At 64.6% G+C, this 23470-nt stretch carries 15 protein-coding genes; 10 read left to right on the top strand and 5 right to left on the bottom strand.

Annotated elements, in window-relative coordinates; translation table 11 throughout:
* The first annotated feature begins 46 nt into the window (after window positions 1-46).
* Window positions 47-1612: an MFS transporter gene (locus tag KIH81_RS03985; RefSeq protein ID WP_214304163.1), complete on the top strand. Its 1566-nt coding sequence runs from the start codon at window positions 47-49 to the stop codon at window positions 1610-1612.
* Window positions 1613-2042: 430 nt separating this feature from the next.
* Here KIH81_RS03985 and KIH81_RS03990 read toward each other — a convergent pair whose 3' ends face one another.
* Window positions 2043-4343 (bottom strand): extracellular solute-binding protein, encoded by a 2301-nt coding sequence (locus KIH81_RS03990; RefSeq protein WP_214304164.1) that lies wholly within the window; start codon window positions 4341-4343, stop codon window positions 2043-2045.
* A gap of 139 nt (window positions 4344-4482) precedes the next feature.
* Here KIH81_RS03990 and KIH81_RS12030 point away from each other — a divergent pair, with 139 nt between their 5' ends.
* The 5 genes from KIH81_RS12030 to KIH81_RS04015 all read left to right on the top strand — a co-directional run bounded on the left by KIH81_RS12030 (window position 4483) and on the right by KIH81_RS04015 (window position 10862).
* Window positions 4483-6027 (top strand): MFS transporter, encoded by a 1545-nt coding sequence (locus tag KIH81_RS12030; RefSeq protein ID WP_236029235.1) that lies wholly within the window; start codon window positions 4483-4485, stop codon window positions 6025-6027.
* 240 nt (window positions 6028-6267) lie between these two features.
* Complete coding sequence (gene trpD / locus KIH81_RS04000; protein ID WP_214304165.1) at window positions 6268-7317, top strand: anthranilate phosphoribosyltransferase; 1050 nt, start codon at window positions 6268-6270, stop codon at window positions 7315-7317.
* 204 nt (window positions 7318-7521) lie between these two features.
* Window positions 7522-8454 (top strand): carbohydrate ABC transporter permease, encoded by a 933-nt coding sequence (locus KIH81_RS04005; RefSeq protein ID WP_214304166.1) that lies wholly within the window; start codon window positions 7522-7524, stop codon window positions 8452-8454.
* Between the two features lie 16 nt (window positions 8455-8470).
* A complete protein-coding gene (locus KIH81_RS04010) occupies window positions 8471-9418 on the top strand; it encodes a carbohydrate ABC transporter permease (RefSeq protein WP_236029236.1) in 948 nt (315 codons plus the stop codon).
* A 130-nt stretch (window positions 9419-9548) separates the two neighbouring features.
* Window positions 9549-10862: an ABC transporter substrate-binding protein gene (locus KIH81_RS04015; protein WP_214304167.1), complete on the top strand. Its 1314-nt coding sequence runs from the start codon at window positions 9549-9551 to the stop codon at window positions 10860-10862.
* A gap of 132 nt (window positions 10863-10994) precedes the next feature.
* Here KIH81_RS04015 and KIH81_RS04020 read toward each other — a convergent pair whose 3' ends face one another.
* Window positions 10995-11780 (bottom strand): hypothetical protein, encoded by a 786-nt coding sequence (locus tag KIH81_RS04020; protein ID WP_214304168.1) that lies wholly within the window; start codon window positions 11778-11780, stop codon window positions 10995-10997.
* A 51-nt stretch (window positions 11781-11831) separates the two neighbouring features.
* Between KIH81_RS04020 and KIH81_RS04025 the strand changes: the two genes are divergently transcribed.
* Window positions 11832-12551, top strand: coding sequence for a lysophospholipid acyltransferase family protein (locus KIH81_RS04025; RefSeq protein WP_214304169.1), 720 nt, complete (start codon window positions 11832-11834; stop codon window positions 12549-12551).
* A gap of 158 nt (window positions 12552-12709) precedes the next feature.
* Here KIH81_RS04025 and KIH81_RS04030 read toward each other — a convergent pair whose 3' ends face one another.
* Both KIH81_RS04030 and KIH81_RS04035 read right to left on the bottom strand, forming a co-directional pair.
* A complete protein-coding gene (locus KIH81_RS04030; RefSeq protein WP_214304170.1) occupies window positions 12710-15007 on the bottom strand; it encodes a protein kinase domain-containing protein in 2298 nt (765 codons plus the stop codon).
* Window positions 15008-15162: 155 nt separating this feature from the next.
* Window positions 15163-16266: a polyprenyl synthetase family protein gene (locus KIH81_RS04035; RefSeq protein ID WP_214304171.1), complete on the bottom strand. Its 1104-nt coding sequence runs from the start codon at window positions 16264-16266 to the stop codon at window positions 15163-15165.
* 261 nt (window positions 16267-16527) lie between these two features.
* Between KIH81_RS04035 and KIH81_RS04040 the strand changes: the two genes are divergently transcribed.
* From KIH81_RS04040 to KIH81_RS04050, 3 genes are all read left to right on the top strand, one after another.
* Window positions 16528-17331 carry a DUF4192 domain-containing protein gene (locus KIH81_RS04040; RefSeq protein WP_236029240.1) on the top strand — a complete coding sequence of 268 codons (804 nt, stop codon included), beginning with the start codon at window positions 16528-16530 and terminating at the stop codon, window positions 17329-17331.
* A gap of 183 nt (window positions 17332-17514) precedes the next feature.
* Window positions 17515-18936 carry an RNA polymerase sigma factor gene (locus tag KIH81_RS04045; protein ID WP_214304172.1) on the top strand — a complete coding sequence of 474 codons (1422 nt, stop codon included), beginning with the start codon at window positions 17515-17517 and terminating at the stop codon, window positions 18934-18936.
* Window positions 18937-19003: 67 nt separating this feature from the next.
* A complete protein-coding gene (locus KIH81_RS04050; RefSeq protein ID WP_214304173.1) occupies window positions 19004-21352 on the top strand; it encodes a DNA gyrase/topoisomerase IV subunit B in 2349 nt (782 codons plus the stop codon).
* 183 nt (window positions 21353-21535) lie between these two features.
* Here the strand turns inward: KIH81_RS04050 and KIH81_RS04055 are convergent, their stop codons facing one another.
* A complete protein-coding gene (locus tag KIH81_RS04055) occupies window positions 21536-23161 on the bottom strand; it encodes an alpha/beta hydrolase (protein ID WP_214304174.1) in 1626 nt (541 codons plus the stop codon).
* Window positions 23162-23470 lie beyond the last annotated feature (309 nt).

Below are 23470 nucleotides of genomic sequence, written 5' to 3' on the forward strand. Positions count from 1 at the left end.
TGCTGCGGGTGCCTCCCGCAGCAGGACATGGAAAGGAAATGCTGCAATGACACAGCAGACAGCGGTTCCCGAGGCTAAGGCGCCTCAGGGACGCAAGATCAAGCTCATCAACGCGATCGGATATGCGTTCGGTGATTTCTACGGTGGCGGCTTCGGCCAGATCGCCACCTATCTCACCCTCTTCTGGACCACGTTCGCGGGCCTCAAGGTGGCGCAGGCCGGCTCCATCGTCGGCATCGCCACCATGCTCGCCGCGTTCTCCGCACTGGTGTTCGGCACCCTGTCCGACAACCTGTACAAGTACAAGATCGGTCGCAAGTTCGGCCGCCGCCGCTTCCTGATCCTCCTCGGCGTGCCGACCCTCCTGGTCACCATCCTCATGTTCGTGCCGGGCCTGCCGGTGTGGGCCTACTTCGTGGTCTACGCGCTGTGGATCATCGCCAACCAGCTCATCATGACCCCGTACTCGGTGCTCCCGAACGAGATGACCACCGACTTCAACGGCCGCACGATGCTGTCCACCACCCGCATGCTGTTCTCCGGCATCTCCACCGCCGTGATCCCGCTGGGCATGGCCGCCTTCCTCAAGGCCCTCGGCGACAAGCAGAGCTCCTCCTACACCATCTCGATGGGCTTCTTCATCGTGCTGTTCGCCGTGTTCGTGTTCATCGCCTACAAGTCCACCTGGGAGCTGACCCCGGAGGAGGCCGGCTTCGACGAGGCCGCCATCGAGGCCGAGAAGAAGGAACCGTTCAACTTCGGCAAGTGGCTCAAGGGCGTGGGCGACATCTTCGTCGGATACTTCTCCACCCTGCGCAACAAGACCTTCCGCAAGCACATCCTCATCTACCTGCTTGGCCAGTCCTTCCTGGACATCTTCGGCCAGGTGTGGCTGTTCTTCGTGCTCTACAACCTCAACAAGCCGGTCGCCTTCGGTTCCGCCCTGCTCGGCATGGCCCTGATCGGCGAACCGCTCAAGCCCGTGTTCGGCTGGATCTTCTCCAAGCTCGGTCCGCGCAAGATGTTCTCTCTGAACTTCGCCGGCGCCATCCTCGGCCTGCTCGGCCTGTGGGGCCTGTGGCAGACCGCCTCCCAGAACAACACCGCCGCCTGGAACACCGCGCTGTACGTGGTCATGGTCTGGTGGCTCATCTTCCGCGCCATGACCTGGTTCATCCCGTGGAACGTGTTCCCGTTCATCCCGGACGTCGACATGATCATGGCCGGCGAGAACCGCGGCGGCCTGTACATCGGCTTCCAGCAGTTCGCCCGCAAGATCACCGCAGGCCTGTCCGCCATGGCCTGGGGCTGGTTCCTCGGCGCCAACGGATTCGTCGAAGAGGCCTTCAAGGCCGGCAAGCCGCAGCCCGAGCAGGCCGTGAACGCCATCGGCACCGTGCTGGTGTGGTGGATCATCGCCGGTCTCGCCGTGGCCTGGATCATCTCCTTCACGATGAAGCTCGACAAGAAAACCGACGCTGTCCTGCTCGCCGAAATCGACCGTCTCAAGGCCGGCGGCAAGAAGAAGGACGTCGACCCCGAGACCAAGAAGGTCGTCGAGCAGCTCACCGGCATCAAGTACGAGCAGTGCTGGCCGCAGACCACCGAGTGATTCGGCTCTGACTGACGAACATCGCTGATTGAGGGTGATCTCCTATCGATGACCACCCTCGGTCCGGTTCATCTGGTTCCATTTGACGGCTCCCGCCATGGGAGCCGTTTTTTCATGCTCGTAGTATTTGGCTCTGTTAAACCAAGATTGATATGAATTCCATCGGACTACCCCTCAGTCGGCTTCGCCGCCAGCTCGTCCTGCAATCAACGACGAACTCCGTTCGCGGTCTATTGGCTCGGCTGTCGCCTCGCACATTGTCTACAAACGGCCCTGCCGTTTGCTTCACGGCAATGTCCTGACAAGGGGAGCCAAGAATAGGAACATGTCAATTTTGGTTTAACAGAGCCTAGTATTTTCCAAACCATGTCGTGCGGGACGTCTGTCCGTCTGCTGCGGTTCCTGTCCGATGACGGTCGGAGTCCGATTCTCACGACTCCACGCGAACCTGGAACCCCTGCCCGGCGGCATAGCGCGCCAAATCGAGCAGCCACGCACGGAACGCCGCCGGCAGATCGCCGCCCGCGACGAGCGAGGGGACCACCATGGAGGCGAACGTCGATTCCATATGAGCGTCGAACGGCAGCACGCTCCACCGGCGATTGACCAGTCGAGCCGACTGCGCGTACACCGCGTTGATGTCCTGCCCGAAGAACGGGTCCGGTTCGGCCGCCCCCGACGGCTTGTCCTGGAAATACCGGGTGGCCGAGAACCCGCCCCCGGCACGCAGATCGATGGAGGCCGGGGCCGTGTTGAACCACGAGACGAAATCCAACGCGGCCTGCCGCTTGCCCGCCGGTATGGAGGCGCTGATGGTAAGCATCGAGCCTCCGATCTCCGCCGTCAACGGCTGGTCGTTCTCCGCGTTCGCGGGCGGCAACGCCACCTTCCACAAACCCCGGTCCCTCGGATATGAGGCCGCCAGGATCTTGCCCATCCAATTGGCGTGGACCAGCGTAAGGAAGGACCCGTCCTCGGCCGTCAGGGTCGGGATGCCGGCGATGGGCGAGGCGGCGAGCGCCCCGCTGTCCAGACAGCGGCGCAGGAAGTCCAACGCCGCGCCACCCGCCGGATCGTCCGGGCATACGGTGATGCGGCCGGCATCGTCCACAATCCACGGGCGGGCGCCCATCATACGCAGCATCGCCATGAGATGCTGCACGCTGTTCGTGTCCAGCAAGCCCATGGCCCGGCCATGGTTGCGCCGATGGAGCGCCGCGCCGTCCTCGGCCCACTGCTCCCAGGTACGCGGCACCTCCAGCCCATAGCGGCGCAGCAGGTCCTCACGGTAGAACATCACGGTCTGCGACTGGTCGCCGGGAACGCCGTAGAGCCTGCCGGCGTAATGGGCGGCCTGCCATGCGGGCGGGCTGAACAGGGATTCCCATCCGCGCTCACGGGCCGGCTCCGTGAGATCCAGAAGGCAGGAACTCGCCGCGAATAGGGGCATTGTGGAATACTCCACGTTGAACAGGTCGGGGATCGGCTGGCCCTGCACGTGACGGTTCCAGTAGAATTCCGTGGTCGCCTTCTGCGTGCGTCCCTCGATCGGGTCGATGAGGATGCCGGGATGCGTGCGTTCGAATTCCTCGATGCGCGGCATGATCTCGTTGAAGTTCGCGGACAGCATGGTCAGCGTGACGGTGCCGTCATGCCGTTGCGGCTCCGTGTAGGGGGAGCGGCGCATGAGCGGGCGCCGGCGCGCGGCCACGGATTCGCGGGCGACGAACCGTGCGACCGTCGTGCCGCACGGGACCTCGGACGATTCGGGCGAACGGAGCCGTGCCGTCATGGCGTCGGCCACGTCGCCTGCCATCGCGTCGATGTCGGCGCCGATGGACGAGAGCGTGGGGGAGCAGGCGATGTCGTCGACGAGATCGTCGAACCCGACCACCACCACATCCTCAGGCACCCGCATGCCGGCGTTGCGGACGCCCGCGATGAACCCCAGCGCCATACGGTCGTTGAACGCGATGACGGCATCGGTCGGGGCGTCGCCGAACGCGGCAGCCGCCCGCAACCCTCCGTCGATGGTGGCCGGCAGGCCGCGGATGATGCGATAGCCCATGTCATGGGCGTAGGCGAGTGAGCGGATCAGTCGCCTGCGCCGTTCGCTGGACCATGAACCGGTCGGGCCGGCAAGGAAACAGACGCTGGCGTGCCCGTCGGCCTTGAGCCGCGTGAGCGCGTCGTCGATGGCCTGCTCCTCGTCCAGTGTCGCGGACGGCAGGCCCGGTATGTTCCGGTTGACCAGCACCACCGGCCGGGACAGGGCGAAGCTGCGGATGTCGCGCTCGTTGAGCTGCACCGAGACCAGCACCGCGCCGATGCAGGTGCGCATGGCCTGCCGGAGCGCCCGGCGCTCGCCGAACGGTTCGCCCGAGGTGACGATGATGCCGGTGCCGTATCCCTGCCGCGCGAACCGGGCGCACAGGCTTTCGGTCAGGTGCGCGTAGAAGGGGTTGGTGACGTTCGGCACCACGATGGCGATGACGTTATCGTCCCCGTTCGTGCGGGCGTCGCCGTCCGAGCCGATGCCGGGTCGGGGAAGTTCGGGCCGTGGCTCGGCGGCGTGGTCCTCCCGTTCGTAATAACCCATGCGTTGCGCGATGCGGCGGATTCGGAATTCGGTCTTCGGCGATACGCGGTGCGACCCGGACAGGGCGCGCGAGACCGTGGAGGCGCTGACGCCGACCTCCCGTGCGATGTCGTAGATGGTCGTGCGCGTCATGGGCGTCTCCCTTCCCGAGAATGTCAGTGCAATTATTGCAACCGGACGGTCCTGCGTCCACCCGCGTCGCACCCTAGTGGGGACATTGTCGTTGCGGTCCGTCACATTGCGATGCCGGGCCGCCTGATAAGGAGCATTCATGACAGAGAGGCAAAGTCGGGACGACGAGGCTCCCGACAAGGGCGAAGGCGCGCGCAGGATCACCGTATGGAACGGCATCGGCTTCGGCATCGGCGACTTCTACGGCGGTGGCCAGGGCGCCATCGTCTCGATGTACCTGTCGCTGTTCTGGACCACGTTCGCCGGACTGGACATCGCCCAGGCCCAGGGCATCCAGGGCATGGCCACGATGATCAGCGCCGTCACCGCCGTGGCGATCGGCGCCCTATCCGACAACCTGTACCAGTACGGGTTCGGCCGGCGCATGGGCCGCCGCCACTTCTTCTTCAAGGTCGGCGCCCCGCTGCTGCTCGTGACCGCGCTCATGTGGGTGCCGGGCCTGGGCTACTGGATCTACTTCCTCGCGTTCCTGCTGTGGACGGTGCTCAGCCAGTGGATCATGATCCCCTACGGCACGCTGCCCTCCGAGATGACCCGCGACTACACCGGCCGCACTGTGCTGTCCACCGTGCGCATGTGGATCTCGAACATCGCCACGGTGGTCATCCCGTTCGCCTGCGCCGGCTTCCTCAAGTTCCTCGGCGAGGACAAGGGCAGCACCTTCACCCTCATGGGCGTCATCTGGACCGTGGTGTTCGCCGTGTGCGTCGCCCTCATGTCCCACTTCACCTGGGAGCGCACCCCCGAGGAGGTGGGCGTCATCGAGGAGGACTCCACCGACGGGCTCGCCTGGCTGAAGTCGCTGGGCAAGCAGTTCCTCGGCTACTTCACCACGCTGCGCATCCGCATCTTCCAGAAGCACATGGTGATCTACCTGCTCGCGCAGACCTTCATCGACGTGTTCGGCACGGTCTACACGTTCTTCGTGATCTACAACTGGTCCAAGTCCGCCGCGTTCGCCTCCGCGCTGTCCGGCATCGGGTTCATCACCGCCATCGTCTACCCGATCAACGGCGTGCTGTTCAAGAAGGTGGGCGCCCGCGTGCAGTACTCCATCGCGTTCCTGAGCTTCATCGCCTCGCTGCTGGCTTTCTACTGGCTGTACAAGAGCACCGGCGCCGTGTCCGGCGGCCTGTGGATGGCCGTCATGATCGTGGCCTACGTGCTGTTCCTGCTCAGCCGTTCGATGATCTGGTACCTGTTGTGGGCCGTCTACCCGTTCATTCCGGACGTGGACGAGATCGTCACGCACGAACGCCGCGAAGGCCTGTTCACCGCCACCGTGTACTTCTTCCGCCGCATCACCGCGGGCCTCGGCTCCATCGGCGTGGGCGCGTACCTCGCCTCGCAGGGCTTCATGTCCGGCAGCAAGACGCAGACGCCGCAGGCCGTGCAGGCCATCGCCAACGTCGGCATCATCGTGGTGGTGATCGCCATCACCGTGGCATGGCTCGTCTCCCTGACCTTCAACCTCAACGAGAAGACCCACGGCGTGCTGACCGCCGAGATCGAACGGCTGCGCGCCGGCGGCTCGAAGGAGGACGTCAAGCCCGAGGTGAAGAAGCTCGTCGAATCCATGACCGGCGTGCGGTACGAGCAGTGCTGGCCCGACATCGCCGAGTGATCCGGCGGGTCCGCGAAGGCTCCCCTCGCTGAGGGGCTGTCGGACGCAGCGATACTGAGGGGAGTGGCAGCTCTAGCCCTGGAACTCCCCTCAGTCGGCTGCGCCGGCAGTTCTCCTCAGCGAGGGGAGCCTTTCGCGTCTCGTTCTGCAATATGGAAGTTTGCGTCTCGCGAAACCCGCGGCCATTACAATGAGCGGCGTTACTGGCTATCGGACGCGGATATGCGTCAAGGAGGAACAATGGCAGAGATCACATGGAAGTCGATTCTCACCAAGCTGGTCGGGGGAGACCACCTGAGCGCCGAGGAATCCGAATGGTTCGTGGATGATCTGATGAAGGGCAACGCGAACCCGGCCGCCGTGGGTGCCGCGCTCGCCATGCAGCAGCAGCTGGGCCTGACCGCCGAGGAGGTGTCCGGCGCCGCCAAGGCCATGGTCTCGCACGCCATCCCGCTCAAGGTCTCCGGTGAGACCACGGACATCGTGGGCACCGGCGGCGACGGCTTCGCCACCGTGAACCTGTCCACCATGGGTGCCGTGGTGGCCGCCGCGGCCGGTGTGAAGATCGTCAAGCACGGCAACCGCGCCGCATCCTCGAAGTGCGGCGCCGCCGACGTGCTCGAGGCCCTCGGTCTGCCGCTGGACCTCAAGCCCGAGGCCGTGGGCGAGGTCGGCGACGAGGTGGGCATCACCTTCGCGTTCGCCCGCACCTTCCACCCGGCCATGCGCTTCGTGGGACCCGTGCGTGCCGCGCTCGGCATCCCGTGCGTGTTCAACGTGCTGGGGCCACTGACCAACCCGGCCAAGCCGGCTCATGTGGCCATCGGCTGCGCCAATCGCGCCATGAGCCCGATCATGGCCGCCGCCTACGCCGCGGCCGGCCAGTCCGGCATGGTCTACACCTCGCACGAGGGCATGGACGAGCTCGCGCCCACCGGTCCGGTCTCCGTCTGGGAGATCCGCGACGGCAAGGTCACCGAGACCGACTTCGACCCGACCGTGGACCTGGGCCTGAAGAAAATCGACGTCGCCGACCTCAAGGGCGGCGAGCCCGAGGTCAACGCGGCCGCCTTCCGCGACTTCCTGGCCGGCAAGGACGTGCCGTCCCGCTCCACCGCACTGCTCAACGCCGCCTCCGCCATCGTGGCCGACGGCCATCTGGTCGGCGACGGCTCCCTGGCCGAGCGCTTCCGCGAGGCGTACAAGATCGCCGAGGACGCGGTCGACTCCGGCAAGGCGGCCGCCCTGCTCGACAAGTGGATCGCAACCGCCAAGTCCAAGGAAGCCTGATTCGCCGCCACTGTAATGGCGCCCGCTGAAGGACGATGACATAACCCGGCTCGCAAACCAGCGCGAGCCGGGTTTTTCGTTAATGCTCACGTTTGGCGCTGCACGTTTTGGCAACAATGGCAACAAGCGGCGTTGCCGTAGGTCGCGACGATACCCTTGAATCACATCGGGCCGATGAGGGCCGTGCATCATGGGAGGAACATCGTGAGTTCGTTTTCGGAATTCGGATCGCTGGTCAAAAACCGGCACAAGCCGAAAGACAAGCCGACCGACACGAAAGTGGCCTTGGGCTTCCTAGCGCCATGGCTCATCGGAGCGGTGTGCCTGAGCCTCATCCCCATGCTGTATTCGCTGGTGATCTCCTTCACCAAATACAACATGATCAAGCCCCCGCAGTTCGTCGGGCTCATGAACTACCGACACATGCTCGCCGACCCGCGTTTCCTGAACTCGCTTGCGGTCACGCTCACCTATGTGATTATTTCCGTACCACTGCAGTTGGTGGCGGCCCTCGCCCTGGCCGTGCTGCTCGACCGGGGCATGCGCGGGCTCTCGTTCTACCGCTCCGCGTTCTACCTGCCCTCCATGCTGGGCGGCTCGGTGGCCGTGGCGGTGCTCTGGAAGATGGTGTTCGGCTCGGACGGCCTGTTCAACGCATTCCTTGGCCTGTTCGGCATCGACACCTCGATGAGCTGGATCGCCAACCCGGACACCGCCAACTGGACGCTCATCGCCCTGCATATCTGGCAGTTCGGCTCGCCGATGGTCATCTTCCTGGCCGGCCTGCGTCAGATCCCGCGTGAACTCTACGAGGCGGCCAGTGTGGACGGCGCCGGCACATGGCGGCAATTCCGCTCCATCACCCTGCCGATGCTCTCGCCGATCATCTTCTTCAACCTCGTGATGAGCGTAATCAACTCCTTCCAGACGTTCACACAGGCATACGTGGTCTCCGGCGGCACCGGCGGTCCCTCGGACTCCACGCTCTTCTACACGCTGTACCTCTACCAGCAGGGCTTCGCCTCGCTGCGCATGGGATACGCCTCCGCGCTGGCATGGATCATGGTGGTGATCGTGGCCGTGCTCACCGGTATCAATTTCGCTCTCTCCAAGTTCTGGGTGCATTACGATGACTGACGTACGAGCATTGGTTATGAAACGTCGCGCACGGCTCCGCTCCGGCGCGAAGCGGACAAGGACACAGTCCGGTCCGCGATCCGCGGTCGATCTGGGATCCGGTGCCGGCATGAACGGCAACCGCAGCCGCGCGATCGCCCGCACGGTGGGTTCCGTCATCAAGCAGATCGTGGTGCTGCTGCTCGCCATCGTCATGCTCTACCCGATCCTGTGGATGATCGCGAGCTCCCTGCGTCCGCAAAGCGAGATCTTCACCAACATGGGACTCGTGGTCACCCATCCGGTCTGGCAGAACTACGTGGCCGGCTGGAACGCGCTGAGCTACCCGTTCGGCCGGTACATCCTCAACTCGCTGATCATCGTGGTGTTCGCCATCATCGGCAACATCCTGACCTGCTCGATGGCCGCCTACGCCTTCGCACGGCTCAACTTCAGGTTCCGCGGCGTGCTGTTCGGCTTCATGCTGCTCATGCTCATGGTGCCGATTCACGTGATCGTGATACCGCAGTACATCATGTGGAACTCGCTGCATCTCATCAACACGTTCGTACCGCTGATCCTGCCGAAGTTCCTCGCCATGGACGGGTTCTTCACCTTCCTGTTCTACCAGTTCCTGCGCGGCCTGCCGCATGACCTGGATGAGGCGGCCAAACTGGACGGCGCCGGACATATCCGCATCTTCTTCCAGATCCTGCTGCCCCTGATGAAGCCGGCCATCGGCACCTGCGCGGTGTTCACCTTCATCTGGACATGGAACGACTTCTTCAGCCAGCTGCTCTATCTGACCAAGCCGGACATGTACACCGTGCCGATCGCCCTGCGCACCTTCATCGACGCGCAGTCCCAGTCCAGCTACGGCCCGATGTTCGCCATGAGCGTGGTCTCCCTGATTCCGCTGTTCCTGGTGTTCACGTTCGGACAGAAGTATCTGGTTCAGGGCATCGCCACGACCGGAGGCAAGTGATGGCAGAAAACATGGATGGAGCGTCATCTGCGTTGCCGTCTCTTCGACGTACCTTCGTACGCCTTCGTCGACGCGCCTTGATGCCGCACGCATCCATGTTCCCTGCCTCCGTATAGAGGAGGAGTTGACAATGAAGCGTATGTGGAAGAAGTACATGGCCGCACTGATGGCGGCCGTGACCCTGAGCGTCACCGCCGCATGCGGTAGCTCGGTCGGAGCCTCCGACGTGCCGGTGGTGCCATCGGACGGCGACGTGACCATCCGGCTCAACTGGTGGGGCGGAGACGCCCGCATCAAGGCCACGGAGGAAGCGGTCAAGGGCTTCGAGAAGGAGCATCCGAACATCCATGTGGAGACCGAATACTCCGACTGGACCGGCTACTGGGACAAGCTCGCCGTGCAATCAGCCGGCGGCAACGCACCCGACGTGATGCAGATGGACGAACTCTATCTGGCGTTCTACGGTTCCATGGGCTCCTTGCTTGACCTGGACAAGGCTTCGAAATATCTCGACCTAAGCGGCATGGACGCCGCCACGCGCGCGATGGGCAAGGTGGAAGGCAAGCAGGTGGCAGCCCCGGCCACCACCGCACAGTACGGCGTCATCGTCAACAACGACATCCTGGACGAGCTTGGCATCACCCTGCCGGACACCAGCCGATGGACGTGGGACGATTTCGAACGGGTCGCCGAACAGGTCACCGAACGTTCGGGCGGCAAATACATCGGCTCCATCGCCCCGAACAACGGATACGGCCTGCAACTGTGGGCACGTCAGCACGGCGACGCCCTGTTCAAGGGCAACGCCATCGCCATCAAGCCGGAGAACCTCGCATCGTTCCTGAACCTGCCGGCGCGGTGGGCGAAGAACGGCATCGAAGGCAGCGCCGAACGATGGAGCGAGAACACCGCCGCGGCATTGAACGACAGCGACTTCGGCAAGGGGACCCAGGCCATGATGATCACGCAGGCCACCATGATCACCCCGTACGCGCAGGCCGCCGGCACGGACAACATGTCCCTGGTGCCGATGCCTCAGACCGAACCGGGTGCCAAGACCATGTACTTCAAGCCCGGCATGTACTGGGCGATCTCCTCGGGATCACAGCATCCGGCCGAGGCGGCCATGCTGGTCGACTACCTCATCAACGACAAGAACGCCGGTACCATCCTCGGCACCGAACGCGGCATTCCGGCCAACAACGACATCCGCACCATGCTCGCCGGACAGGCCACGGGCACGGACCGCAAGGCACTGGATTTCGTGGACGAGATACGATCCACCGTGGGCAAGGCCCCGGCCGTCACACCCAACGGCGCCTCGGAACTGGACAAGACCATCGTGCGCTACCAGCAGGATGTGGTCTTCGGCAAGCGCAAGCCGCTGGACGCCGCCAAAGCCATGATCGCCGAACTCCAGGAATCCATCGATTTCAATTCGTGAGTTTCTAGGGGCTTCCTCGTGGGACATTGCCTACAAACAGCTCTGCTGTTTGTAGGCAATGTGCGAGACGACAGTCGGGCCGAATACAACGCGAACGAAGTTCGTCCGTAATTGCAGGACGAACCAAGGTATTTACACCCGTGCGCCGTCGTCGAAATAGCCGCCCTTGTCCCCGGGGCGGTTCTTTCGATTAAGCACCTTGACGATGAGCCCTCCCAGACCGAGCACCGTGCAGATGCCGAACGCGATGTTGAGCAGCGCGCTGATCACGGGAATGCCATAGAGCGAGGGAACCAGCACCATCACCACCGTGCCCGCCACGCCGATGACGAGCAACGCCAGCAACAGCACCGTCGAGGCATGCACCGGACCGATTTCCGGGTTCGGGGGAGTGAAGCCGCCATCGTCCTGCTCGTCCATCACATCGTCGGTATCCAGCCAGCTGCGGCCGGTGAAATCACGCGGACCCGAACGACCGGCGTCGCCGTCGCCCCACGTGCTGCCGGCGTCCTTCGGATCATTGGGAATCTCATGATGGTTGCGGGACGTGCGCTTGCCGCTGCGCAACCGGTCGCGCAACCCGCCGCCCAACGGCCGGGCGTCATCGGTGAACGTGCCCAGGTCCAGGTCGTTGACGGACAGCAGCGCCTCCTTCTCACGGCGCTGCGCCTGCTTCTCGAACTTCCTGGCCTGACGCGAGGAGGCCACATCATTGAGGTCGGCCTCATGCTCGGCCTGGAACGCCGCCCATGCCGCATCAAGATTGCCCAGGTCGGCGGGGGAGGACGTCTGGTCGGACGAAGGCTTGCCGGAGGACTTGCCGTCGGGGGAGCCCGTCGAATCGGCGTTCTTCGCTCCATCATCCGGCGTGGGGACTGTCGGCTCGTCTGCCGCATTGGTATTGTTGAGGTCAGTCATACATACCACTGTAATCTGTCGCCCCAAACCGCGCAGGGAGGGAAACGCCAAGTGCTGTACTGGTTCTTCGTCAAGGTCTTCGGTCCCATCGCCCGTCACCGTCTCGGCCCCACCGCCACCGGTCTCAACAACGTGCCGCGTACGGGCGGCGGCATCATCGCCGCCAACCATCTGGCCGTGATCGACGACGCGCTCATCCCGATCACCTGCCCGCGCATGGTGCACTTCATGGGCAAGGCCGAGTACTTCGAAGGCAAGGGCCTGAAGGGCAAGTTCAAGAAGTGGTGGTTCACGTCCGTGGGCGTGTTCCCGGTGGATCGCTCCGGCGGCTCCAAGTCCCTCGGCGCGCTCGAGCACGCACGTGAGATCATCGAGGACGGCCACCTGTTCGGCATCCACATCGAAGGCACGCGCAGCCCCGATGGCCGTATGTACAAGGGACACACCGGCGTGGCGCGTCTGGCGCTGGAAACCGGGTGCCCGATCATCCCCACCGCCATCATCGGCACGGACAAGCTGCAGCCCATCGGTACGTCCATCCCGAAGAAGGGCCGCACGCAGGTGATGTACGGCAAGCCCATCGAGGTGCAGAAGAAAGCCGCCGACGAAATCACGCATGAGGATCTGCGCTCGCTGACCGACCGCGTGTCCGCCGCGATCCAGGCCATGAGCGGCCAGGAATACGTGGATGAATACGCCCAGAAGGTCAAGGAACAGCTCAAGGCCGCCAAGGCCGCGGAGGAAGCGGAAACCGCGGCCAAGGCCGAGTAAGGCATACGAAGGCAAGTGGCTCCCCTCTTTGAGGGGAGCTGTCAGCGAAGCTGACTGAGGGGAGCCCCGGTTGTAGCGGTACTCCCCTCAGTCTCACTGCGTTCGACAGCTCCCCTCAGCGAGGGGAGCCACTTTTTGTATTTGCTGTTTGCTCCGATTCACACCACGGTCAGGGTGATGACGGTCGGGGTGCCGTTCTCGTCGCGGATGCGCACGGTCTCGCCGGCCTTGGGGCTCTGGACGCGCACCTCGTGGGTGATGTCGCCCAGCGGCGCGGACTTCTTCACCGTGAAGCCGAGCTTCTCCAGCTGGGCGGCGGCCGCATCGTACTTCATGCCCACCACGTTCGGCAGCACCGTGGTCTCCGGACCCTTGGAAATCACCACATCCACGCTGTCGCCCCACTTGAGTTGCGCGCCGGCCTCCTGTGAAGCGGAGATCACATCGCCCGCGGCCACCTTGTCGTCATACTGTTCGGTGATGTTGGCGGTGAGTTTCAGCTCGTCGAACGCCGCCTGCATCTCGTCCTTGGTCTTGCCGACGATGTCCGGCATGCTCACCGGCATCGGGCCCTTGCTCAGGGTCACGGTCACTTCGGCATTGTGCTTGGTCGTGGTGCCGGGGTCGGGGGAAATGGTCAGCAGCGTGCCCTCGGGCTTGTCCAGCGAATACTCGTCCTTGGACGAATCATGCTTGATGTTGGTGAACCCGGCCTTCTTCAACGCGGTGAGCGGGCTCTTACCGTTGTCCGAGTTCGCGTCCGTGATGTCGGTCGGGATGGTGGCCATCCTCACGCCGCGGGAGATCGTGACCGTGAGCTTCTGATTCTGCCGTTTGCTGATGCGGCTGTTGACGAACGCATCGGAACCGTTCACGGACGTGGCGATGATCTTGCCTTCGGCCACGTCGTCGCTGTACTGCTTCTTGGTCTCATAGGGGATGCCGAGCGCCTTCAGCGTGCTTTCGTACGTGGACCAGTCGGCGCCGGTGAGCGAGCATTGCGACTCGTCCGCCGCGCAGGTCACGTCCTCGGCCTGGGGCACGCTCCAATAGCTGCCGGGACCGGCGAACCACCACCAGCCCGCAGTGGAGCCGATGAGGGAGAGCACCACCAGCACCACGATGGTGACGATGAACGGCGGACGCTTCCACCACGGTTTCCTGGCGGGCGTCGTGCCGTCCGTATGCTGGGCGGCGCCGTCCGTATCCTGCACGTCGTCCAGCATGGCGATGGCCTGTGTGAACTGATCGTCGATGGGGGAGAGCACCTGGGTCTCGCCGCCCGGTTGCGGCATGGCCTGCGTCATGCTCGGATCGATGGCCGTGGTGCGCGCCACGGGCGGCGCCGGGGGCGCGGGAATGGCCGGTTGCGGCACGTCGGGCGACGACATCGGCACGGTGGCCGTGCCGGAACCTGCATCGACCGGCATCGCGGTGGTCGGCGTTGCCGAGGTCGCGGATGCGCCGGCGGAAGTGACACCGCTACCGGCGGCGGACGGTCGTGTGCCGGGAACGGCCGGCTCGGCCACGGTACCCACCAAAGCCGGGGCGGTGGGATCGGTGTGGTTGCCGTCCGCCGGCTCGGCGTGCAGGCGATACTGCCACGCCTCCAACGGCAGCTGGGCCGCCATCCTGCGCAGCTCCTCCGCGGCGGCCATGCCGTCGGACGGACGCGCATCCACCGCGCGGGCGGTCAGGTGGGAGATGAATGCAGCCACGGCGGGGTCGATGCCGGGGCACATGGTGGCGATGGACGGCACATCCTCATGGACGTGCTTGAAGACGAGGGTCACGGGATTGTCGGAATCGAACGGCACCTTGCCGGCGAGCATCTCCCATGCCATGATGCCCACGGAATACAGGTCGCCCTGCGCGGTGGCCTGGTTCTTCTCGATCATCTCCGGCGCCAGATAGGCGGCCGTGCCGAGCAGCATGCCGGTGGAGCTCAGCGTGGCCTGGCTGGCGGCCTTGGCCAGGCCGAAATCGGTGATCTGCACATGACCGCGGTCGTTGAGCAGGATGTTCTCCGGCTTGATGTCCCGATGCACCACGCCGATGCGATGCGCCGCGGCCAGGCCATCCAGCGTCTCGGCCACCACGCGCAGCGTCTCGCGCACGGAGAAGGTGCCCTGCGTGTTCATCTCATGGCGCAGGTTCACGCCATGCACGTATTCCATGACCAGGAAATCAAGACCGTTGTATTCGCCGGTGTCGTACACCTGCACCACATGCGGGTTGGCGATGGCGGCGGCCGAATTGGCCTCACGGCGGAACCGCTCCACGAACTGGTCTCGGTGGGGGCCCTTGGCGAGCTGCATATGCATGACCTTGATCGCCACGGTGCGCCCCAGACGCTCATCGACGGCTTCGTAGACGGTCGCCATACCGCCCTCGGCGATGTTGCGCACGATGCGGTAGCGTCCCTCGATCATCTGTACGGGCTCGTTCTCACTCATATTGTGCTGCACGGTTCCTTCGGTCACTGCTGAACACCGTTCAGTCTACATGGGCAGGGCTACGCGGGACGATTGCGGTTGCAAAGAATTCACGCGGATTCGGGCGAGGGGGGACCGGGCGTGCCCGGGCGACTTCGCCGTGCGGCGGGATGGTGTCAGCGCAGCTGTTCGGGGATGAACCTGGCGCAGGCCTCGGCCAGCCGGCGCTCGCGTTCGTCGAGACCCAGCTCGGCGATGGCCTCGCGCGAGGCGAGCCAAAGTGCATGGATGCGTTCGCGCGAACGGTCGATGGCGCCGGTGGAACCGAACAATTCGATGGCACGGGCCACCTGCGTCTCGTCTCGACGATCGGCCGAGAACATGGCGATGAGTTCGCCGCGCTCGTCCGTCCTGGCGGCGCCCAACGCATCCGCCAACAGCACCGTGCGCTTGCCCTCGCGGATGTCGCCGCCCACCGGCTTACCGGTATTGCGGCTGGAACCGATGACGTCCAGCAGATCGTCCGCCAGCTGGAAGGCCACGCCAAGCGGACGGCCGATGGCCAGCGCATGACCGCGCGCCTCGTCCGGCCCGTACCCCGCGGCGAGGAAGGCGAACAGCAGCGGCGCGATGGTGGTGTAGCTGGCGGTCTTCCAACGGAACACGTTCAGCGAGGCGTCCGCAAGGGCGTCCGGATCGTCCAGCGGCGTCATCTCGACGCCCAAATCCAGCACCTGCCCGATCTCGACCTCGCGCTGCATGGTGAGGAAGGCCTCGTCGATGGCATCCGTGTTGGCAAGGCCCCGCGAGGCGCGGCGCGCGATCTCGATGCACGCGGTGGCCAGGATGTCGCCGAGCATCAGACCGAGACCGCGGCCGATGACCCCGCTGTGCACGGCCTGTTCGAGCGCACGGTGGGCTGAGGGCTTGCCGCGGCGCAGGTCGGACTCGTCGATGATGTCGTCATGCACCAGCGCGGCCGTCTGAAACACCTCGATGGCGCAGGCGAGGTCCACCATCGAACGGCGTGCGTCGTCGTCGGTTCCGGAGACGGATGAACCGGGGAAGTCGGTGCGCAGCGCGTCGAACGCGGCGAGCGTAAGCAGCGCGCGCAGTCGTTTGCCTCCCTCGCTGGAGGACACGGCCTGATCGATGACCTGCCCCATCACCGGTCGCAATGCGCCGGCCACTTCGCCGGTGGCGGGCGCGTCCGTCAGTTCGCGCACCAGTTCGGCGATGCGCGGTTCGATGATGGCAAGGTCATGATCGGTTGTCCACATGCCTCTAACTTATCCACAGGGTATGGAGAACACAAGAACCGCCGAAAACCGGGGGAGCGGGAGCTGGAACCACATGCCCAGTTTTTCACGGGTACCGCGCCTCTCCTCCCGCATAGTGGAGGTCACGCCCATCCGGGCGGGCGGATGCGCGTTTCACCGGCGAATCGCGAACGAATCATCGGCGACCGGCCGCATCCGCGTAACCATCCATCGCACATCGCGGCCGCCGAAGGCCGCCATAGTCAAGGAGGACGAACCATCATGCCCACACATGCAGCACGAACACGACGACGGACGCACCCGCCCGAGACACACGATCCGCACGATCCGCGCGCCTGCGAATGCCCTGCGGCGGCGATACGGGAGGAACGATACGACGACGAATACGACGGGCGGTATCACGAACCATGCGGCGCGGGATTCGTCCTGGAGCACGACGAAGGCGACGGCATACCGCCGTTCGACTACGACGAACTGGAGGAACTCGCCCTCCGCTTCCGTGAAGACCGTAGGACGCGCGGCATCCAGGAGGCCAACACCGATTGGGTGTCCGGCCCGCTGGACGAATGGCTCGACGGGCTCGACGGCGACCGGTGCCCGGATCGCGCCACGCTGATGGCCTTTGCGGCAGGCATGCACGAGACGCTGGCGATCCGGGACGCGCTCATCCTTTCGCTCGTGGTGGATGAGCGGCATTGTCCCAAGAGCCAGCTCATGGAATTCGCCGCCAGACCGCACCGGGCGCGCACCAAGAAGGCGATGGGCCGCCTGCTGACCTGGGCGTTCGAGGACGAGGGGCTGGTGCCGGACGAGGACCGATGCCGCATAGGGGTGGACATCCTGCTCGAGATGGCCGTGGCCTCGCCCGTGCCGTACTGCATCCAGCCGCTGGCCGTGGTGTCGTACGTGCTGTGGTGGCTCGGGGACCCCAAGGCGGCGGTGTTCGCGCTGCAGTGCCTGCTCTTGGATGAGGATTGTTCGCTCGCGGCGATGATCTTCTCCGCATCCGACCGGGGCATCGCGCCCGCGTGGTGCAAGGCGCGAACCCTTGCCGCAGGCCGTTAGGAACGTTCCGAACGGCCTGTGACGGGCGTGTGCGTGCGGTGGGGATAACACGTCGTGAAACGTGTCGGCGGGAATAATCGTCCGTGGAAGGTGGTTTACTCACATAGTTGACGATTTGCCCTTGCCAGAAGTGTGCCCATGTGGTATATGCGCTTCACGGCGAGAGATCAGGAGGAGCAAGTTTTGGCCACGAAGGAAACGACGGCAACCAAGCAGGCAACCGAATCCAGCGAAGATACCGGAAAGAAGGCCAGCTCCAAGACCGCCGCGCGCAAGCCCTCCACCAGGAGGAAGTCCACCAAGACCGAGGCCGCCAACGGCCCGGCCAAGAAGACCACGCGCAAGTCCACCGCCAAGAAGGCGAAGGACGAGGACATCATCAAGGACGAGGACACCCAGGCCGACGACGAGCTTGACGCCGACGCCGACGTGGATGACGCCGACCTTGACGTGGACGATCTGGACGAGGATCTGGACGACGTCGACGCCGATGACGACGACCTCGATGAGGACGGCGACGACGCGGACGAGGATCTTGAGGACGAGGAAGACGAGGACGAAGAGGAGTCCCAGCCCAAGGCCCCCGAGGCACCCAAGGAAAAGGGCGCCTACGTGGTCTCCGACACGGACGACGATGACGAGAACATCATCCCCGCGGGCAACCCGAAGCGCCGTGTGATCGCCGCCGGTGCCACGGCCGACCCGGTCAAGGACTACCTGAAGCAGATCGGCCGCGTGAGCCTGCTGAACGCCGAGCAGGAGGTGGACCTCTCCGAACGCATCGAGGCCGGTCTGTACGCCCAGCACCTGCTGGACACCCAGTCCGAGGGCATGGAATTCAAGCGCAAGCGCGAGCTCAAGTGGGCCGCCGCCGACGGTAAGAAGGCCAAGGACCACCTGCTGGAGGCCAACCTGCGACTCGTGGTCTCCCTCGCCAAGCGCTACACCGGCCGTGGCATGCTGTTCCTCGATCTGATTCAGGAAGGCAACCTGGGCCTCATCCGTGCCGTCGAGAAGTTCGACTGGAAGAAGGGCTTCAAGTTCTCCACCTACGCCACCTGGTGGATCCGCCAGGCCATCACCCGAGCCATGGCCGACCAGGCCCGCACCATCCGCGTGCCCGTGCACATGGTGGAGGTCATCAACAAGCTTTCCCGCGTCCAGCGCCAGATGTTGCAGGATCTCGGCCGCGAACCCACGCCGGACGAGCTGGCGCGCGAGCTCGACATGCCGGTCGAGAAGGTGCAGGAAGTGCAGAAGTACGGCCGCGAGCCGATCTCCCTGCACACCCCGCTCGGCGAGGACGGCGATTCCGAGTTCGGCGACCTCATCGAGGACACCGACGCCATCGCCCCGTCCGACGCGGTCGCCTTCTCCCTGCTGCAGGAGCAGTTCAAGCAGGTGCTGGAGACCCTGTCGCCGCGTGAGGCCGGCGTCATCAAGATGCGTTACGGCCTTGAGGACGGCCAGCCCAAGACCCTGGACGACATCGGCCGCGTGTACGGCGTGACCCGTGAGCGCATCCGTCAGATCGAATCCAAGACCATGTCCAAGCTGCGCCACCCGTCCCGTTCGCAGACGCTGCGCGACTTCCTGGATCAGTGACCGTGAGCTGTGGCTTCCCCTTCGGCGGGAAGCCACAGCCATATAGAACTCAGAAACAAAAGGACCTATGGCCACAGAAGAATACGGCGCGAAGGATCTTGCCGTCCTCGAAGGCCTCGACGCGGTACGCAAGCGTCCTGGCATGTACATCGGCACCACCGACTCGCAGGGCCTCATGCACTGCCTGTGGGAGATCATCGACAACTCGGTCGATGAGGCTCTGGCGGGCTTCTGCACGGACATCACCGTTACCCTGCACACCGACGGCTCGGTGGAAGTGGCGGACAACGGCCGTGGCATCCCGGTGGACAAGGAGCCGAAGACCGGCCTGTCCGGCGTGGAGGTGGTGCTCACCAAGCTGCACGCCGGCGCCAAGTTCGGCAACTCGTCATACAACGCGGTCGGCGGCCTGCACGGCGTGGGCTCCTCGGTGGTCAACGCCCTGAGCTCGCGACTCGACGTCGAGGTGGACCGTGACGGCAAGACCCACCACATGGCCTTCCATCAGGGTCATCCCGGCGTCTACACGGACGCCGACCCGGCCAACCCGTCGCCGGATTCGCCGTTCAAGCGCACCCGCAAGAACCGGCCCACCGAACTGGAGATCATCGGCAAGGTCTCCCCGAAGACCACCGGCACGCGCATCCGCTACTGGGCCGATCCCGAGATCTTCAACAAGACCGCCGAATTCTCCTACGAGCAGCTCGTGGACCGCGTGCGCCAGACCAGCTTCCTGGTGCCGGGGCTGAAGATCACCATCGTGGACGAGAACGTGCCGGAGACGGCTGCGGTCGAGTCTGCGGGCGCTACCGGTACGACGGCACCCGCTACTGTGGACGACGGTACGGATGCCGTGGCGGCCGCGTTCGGCGGCGTTGCCGAAACCGATGATGCAACCGGCGATATCGAAACCGATACCATCGAAAACGACGCCGCCGAGAACGGCATCGCCGCAAACGGCGACGAGGACTTCTCCTTCGGCCCGGCCGGTGAGGTCGCGGACGGCGCGTTCGGCGAACAGCCGGCGCACCCGCGCGTCGTGGAATTCCGCCACACCGGCGGCGTCAAGGACTTCGTCGACTTCCTGTCCAAGGGCGAACCCATCTCGGACATCTGGCGCATCCAGGGCGAGGGCACCTACAAGGAGGAGACCCAGGCCGTGGGTGAGGGCGGCGAACTGCACGCCCAGGAGATCGAGCGCACCTGCGGCATCGACATCGCCCTGCGATGGGTCAACGGCTACGACACCACCATCCGCAGCTTTGTGAACATCGTGGAGACGCCCGGCGGCGGCACGCACGTGGACGGCTTCATGAACGCCATCACCAAGCAGATCCGCAAGGCCGTGGAGGACAACGCGCGCAAGCTCAAGGTGAACCTCAAGGACAACGCCATGAGGGTCGAGCGCGACGACATCCAGGCCGGTCTCGTGGCCGTGGTGACCGCCCGCGTGGCCGAACCGCAGTTCCAGGGGCAGACCAAGGACGTGCTCGGCACCGCGCAGGTCAAGCCGATCGTCACCAGGCTCACGGACAAGCAGTTCGGCGAGATGATCACCGGCTCCAAGCGCGGCTACAAGGAGCAGTCCGGCCGCGTGCTGGAGAAGATCGTTGGCGAGATGCACGCCCGCATCCAGTCGCGCAAGGCCAAGGAGGTCACGCGCCGCAAGAACGCGCTCGAATCCGCCTCGATGCCGGCCAAGCTGTCCGATTGCCAGCCCGGCAACGACGACATCGCCGAATTGTTCATCGTGGAGGGCGACTCCGCACTCGGCACCGCCAAGGCCGCGCGCAACGCCGGCTTCCAGGCGCTGCTGCCGATCCGAGGCAAGATCCTCAACGTGCAGAAGGCCTCCATCACGCAGATGCTCTCCAACAAGGAATGCGCGGCCATCATCCAGGTGGTGGGCGCCGGTTCCGGTCAGAGCTTCGACATCGAACAGTCGCGCTACCACAAGATCATCATGATGACCGATGCCGATGTGGACGGCGCGCACATCCGCATCCTGCTGCTCACGCTGTTCTACCGGTACATGCGCCCGCTCATCGAGCACGGGTACGTGTACGCGGCCGTGCCGCCGCTGCACCGCATCGCGCTGACCGGCTCGCACAAGGGCGAATACCTGTACACGTATTCGGACGACGAACTGGCCACCAAGCTTGCGGACCTCGACCGCAGGCACATCGGCTACGCGGATGACATCCAGCGGTACAAGGGTCTGGGCGAGATGGACGCCGACCAGCTGGCGGACACCACCATGGATCCGCGCACGCGCATGCTGCGCCGCATCCGCATGGAGGACGCCGCCCAGGCCTCCGAGATCTTCAGCCTGCTCATGGGCGATGACGTGCCGCCGCGCAAGCAGTTCATCGTGGACAACGCGGACGACTTCGACCGCTCCAAGATCGATACGTGATATCCGCAGTGCGAAGGAATCGGGCCGTGCATGAGCGCGGCCCGATTTGTTAGGCTCTGTTAACCAAGATTGACATTGGCTCTTATATTCTCGGCTCCCCTTGTCAGGGGAGCTGTCGGCGAAGCCGACTGAGGGGTAGTCGGACATGGATTCATGTCAATCTTGGTTTAACAGAGCCATTTGTTACCCGCACGTCACGTCGCCGTTCGGTACCTTGCCGTCGGTGAGGAAATCATCCACGGTCTCGGCCACGCAGGAGTTCGTGTACGTGTACGCGGTGTGCCCTTCTCCCTTATAGGTCAGCAGCACGCCGGATTGAAGCAGTTTCGCCAGATTCACCGCCGACTGGTATGGCGTCGCGGGGTCGCCCGTGGTGCCCACCACGAGGATCGGGGAGGCGCCGGGAGCGGAGTAGTCGAGCTTCTCGATTCCCGAACGGTCCTGCTTCAGGGCCTCGCACCCGATGTTCCCGTATGTCATGAACCGGCCGAACGTGGGCGCCTTCTCGTCCAGCTCTTTGGCGATCCGCGCCTGCTCGGCCATATCCGACGTGGGCGGGTCGTCCAGGCAGTTGACGGCCAGATTGGCCTCCATCGAATTGTCGGTGTACTTGCCGCTCTCCGACCGTCCCAGATACGTGTCCGCGAGGAACAGCAGGGTATCCGCCTTGCCGGTGTCCTTGAGCTCCTTGAACGCCTGGGTCAGGTACGTCCAATTGTCCTCGGAGTAGAGCGGCATGATGACGCCGTACATCATCGTGATGCCGTTCACCTTCTTCCCGTCCGATGTGGGCCAGGGGCTCGTATCCGCCTTCGCGAGCCACGATTGGATCTCCTTGGTCGCCTGGTCCGTATCCATGCCCTTGAACGGACAGGAATCGTCGTTCCCGATGCAGTCGGTGAGGTAGGAGGCGAGCGCCTTCTCGAATCCCACGGCCTGCTCGATGGTGGAGGTGGCCGAGTCCTCGGTGGGGTTGATGGCGCCGTCGAGCACGAGCCGGCCCGTCTGCTTGGGGAACAGGGCCGCATAGGTGGAGCCGATGTACGTGCCGTATGAGAACCCGAGGTAGTCGAGTTTGGACCGGCCCGCCAGGGCGCGCAGCATGTCGAGATCGCGGGCCACCGACTGCGTGTCCACATGATCGATGATGTCGCCGCTCGACGTGCGGCAGGCGTCGGCGAACCGTTGCGCGAGCGTGCGGCTCTGGTCGATGTTGTCCGCGGTGATCGGGTCGGCAAGGAAGTAATCGTCCAGCAACGTCGTATCGGTGCCGCAGGTGATGGGGGTGGAGTCGGCCACGCCGCGCGGGTCGAAGCCGATGATGTCGTAATGTTCGCGCAGATCGTCGGTGGCCGTGTATTCGACGAAGTCGTTCAGCCAGTCCGCGCCCGAGGCGCCGGGGCCGCCCGGATTGACGAACAGTGTGCCGGTCGCGTAGTCCTCGGCGAAACGGATGGCGGCATGCAGTTCGATGGGCTTCGAATCCGGATCGGACCAGTCGGACGGCGCCTGGAACGTGGCGCAGCCGTCGCCCTGATCGCAGGATTTCCACACGTACTGCTGCGTGTAGTACTTGTCGAACGCGGCGCTTACGGAATCGGGGCGGGCCGCTGGTTCCGGCGGCGGCGTGGCGCTGTGCACGGTGTAGCCGTCAGTGGTGGAACCGTATTCGCCGGCCGAACGGATGAGCTGCGCCACGCCTTTGGCGATGCCGAAGATGATGGCGATGTTGAGCGCGACAGCCACCAGCAGCGCGATCGTGATGACCAGCCATGTGGGCATCCTCCTGCGTGGTCGGTTCGGCGGCATCCCCTGCATCGGCGGCAGTTGCGGGCCATAGCCCGGGGGAGTGCCGTACGGCGTGCCCGGCCGGGCCTGGTACCGTTGCCGGGGCCGCGCAGGCCGCCCTGGATCATATGGGGAATATTGCGGCTGCTGTGGGGTGCTCATACATCCAGTCTAGCCTTGCGATCGGGATTGCCCTGGTTCCCGGAGTGATCGCACCTGACGTGCGCTTAGGGCCGTCGTGAAACGGGCCGGATCGGCACGGGGGTATGCGCTCGCGAAAAGGGGATGTGTACGTTCGTCCGCGTGTTGCTAATGACCGTTTGGTAATCT

The organism is Bifidobacterium miconisargentati (assembly GCF_019331675.1).
Taxonomy (GTDB): Bacteria; Actinomycetota; Actinomycetes; order Actinomycetales; family Bifidobacteriaceae; genus Bifidobacterium; species Bifidobacterium miconisargentati.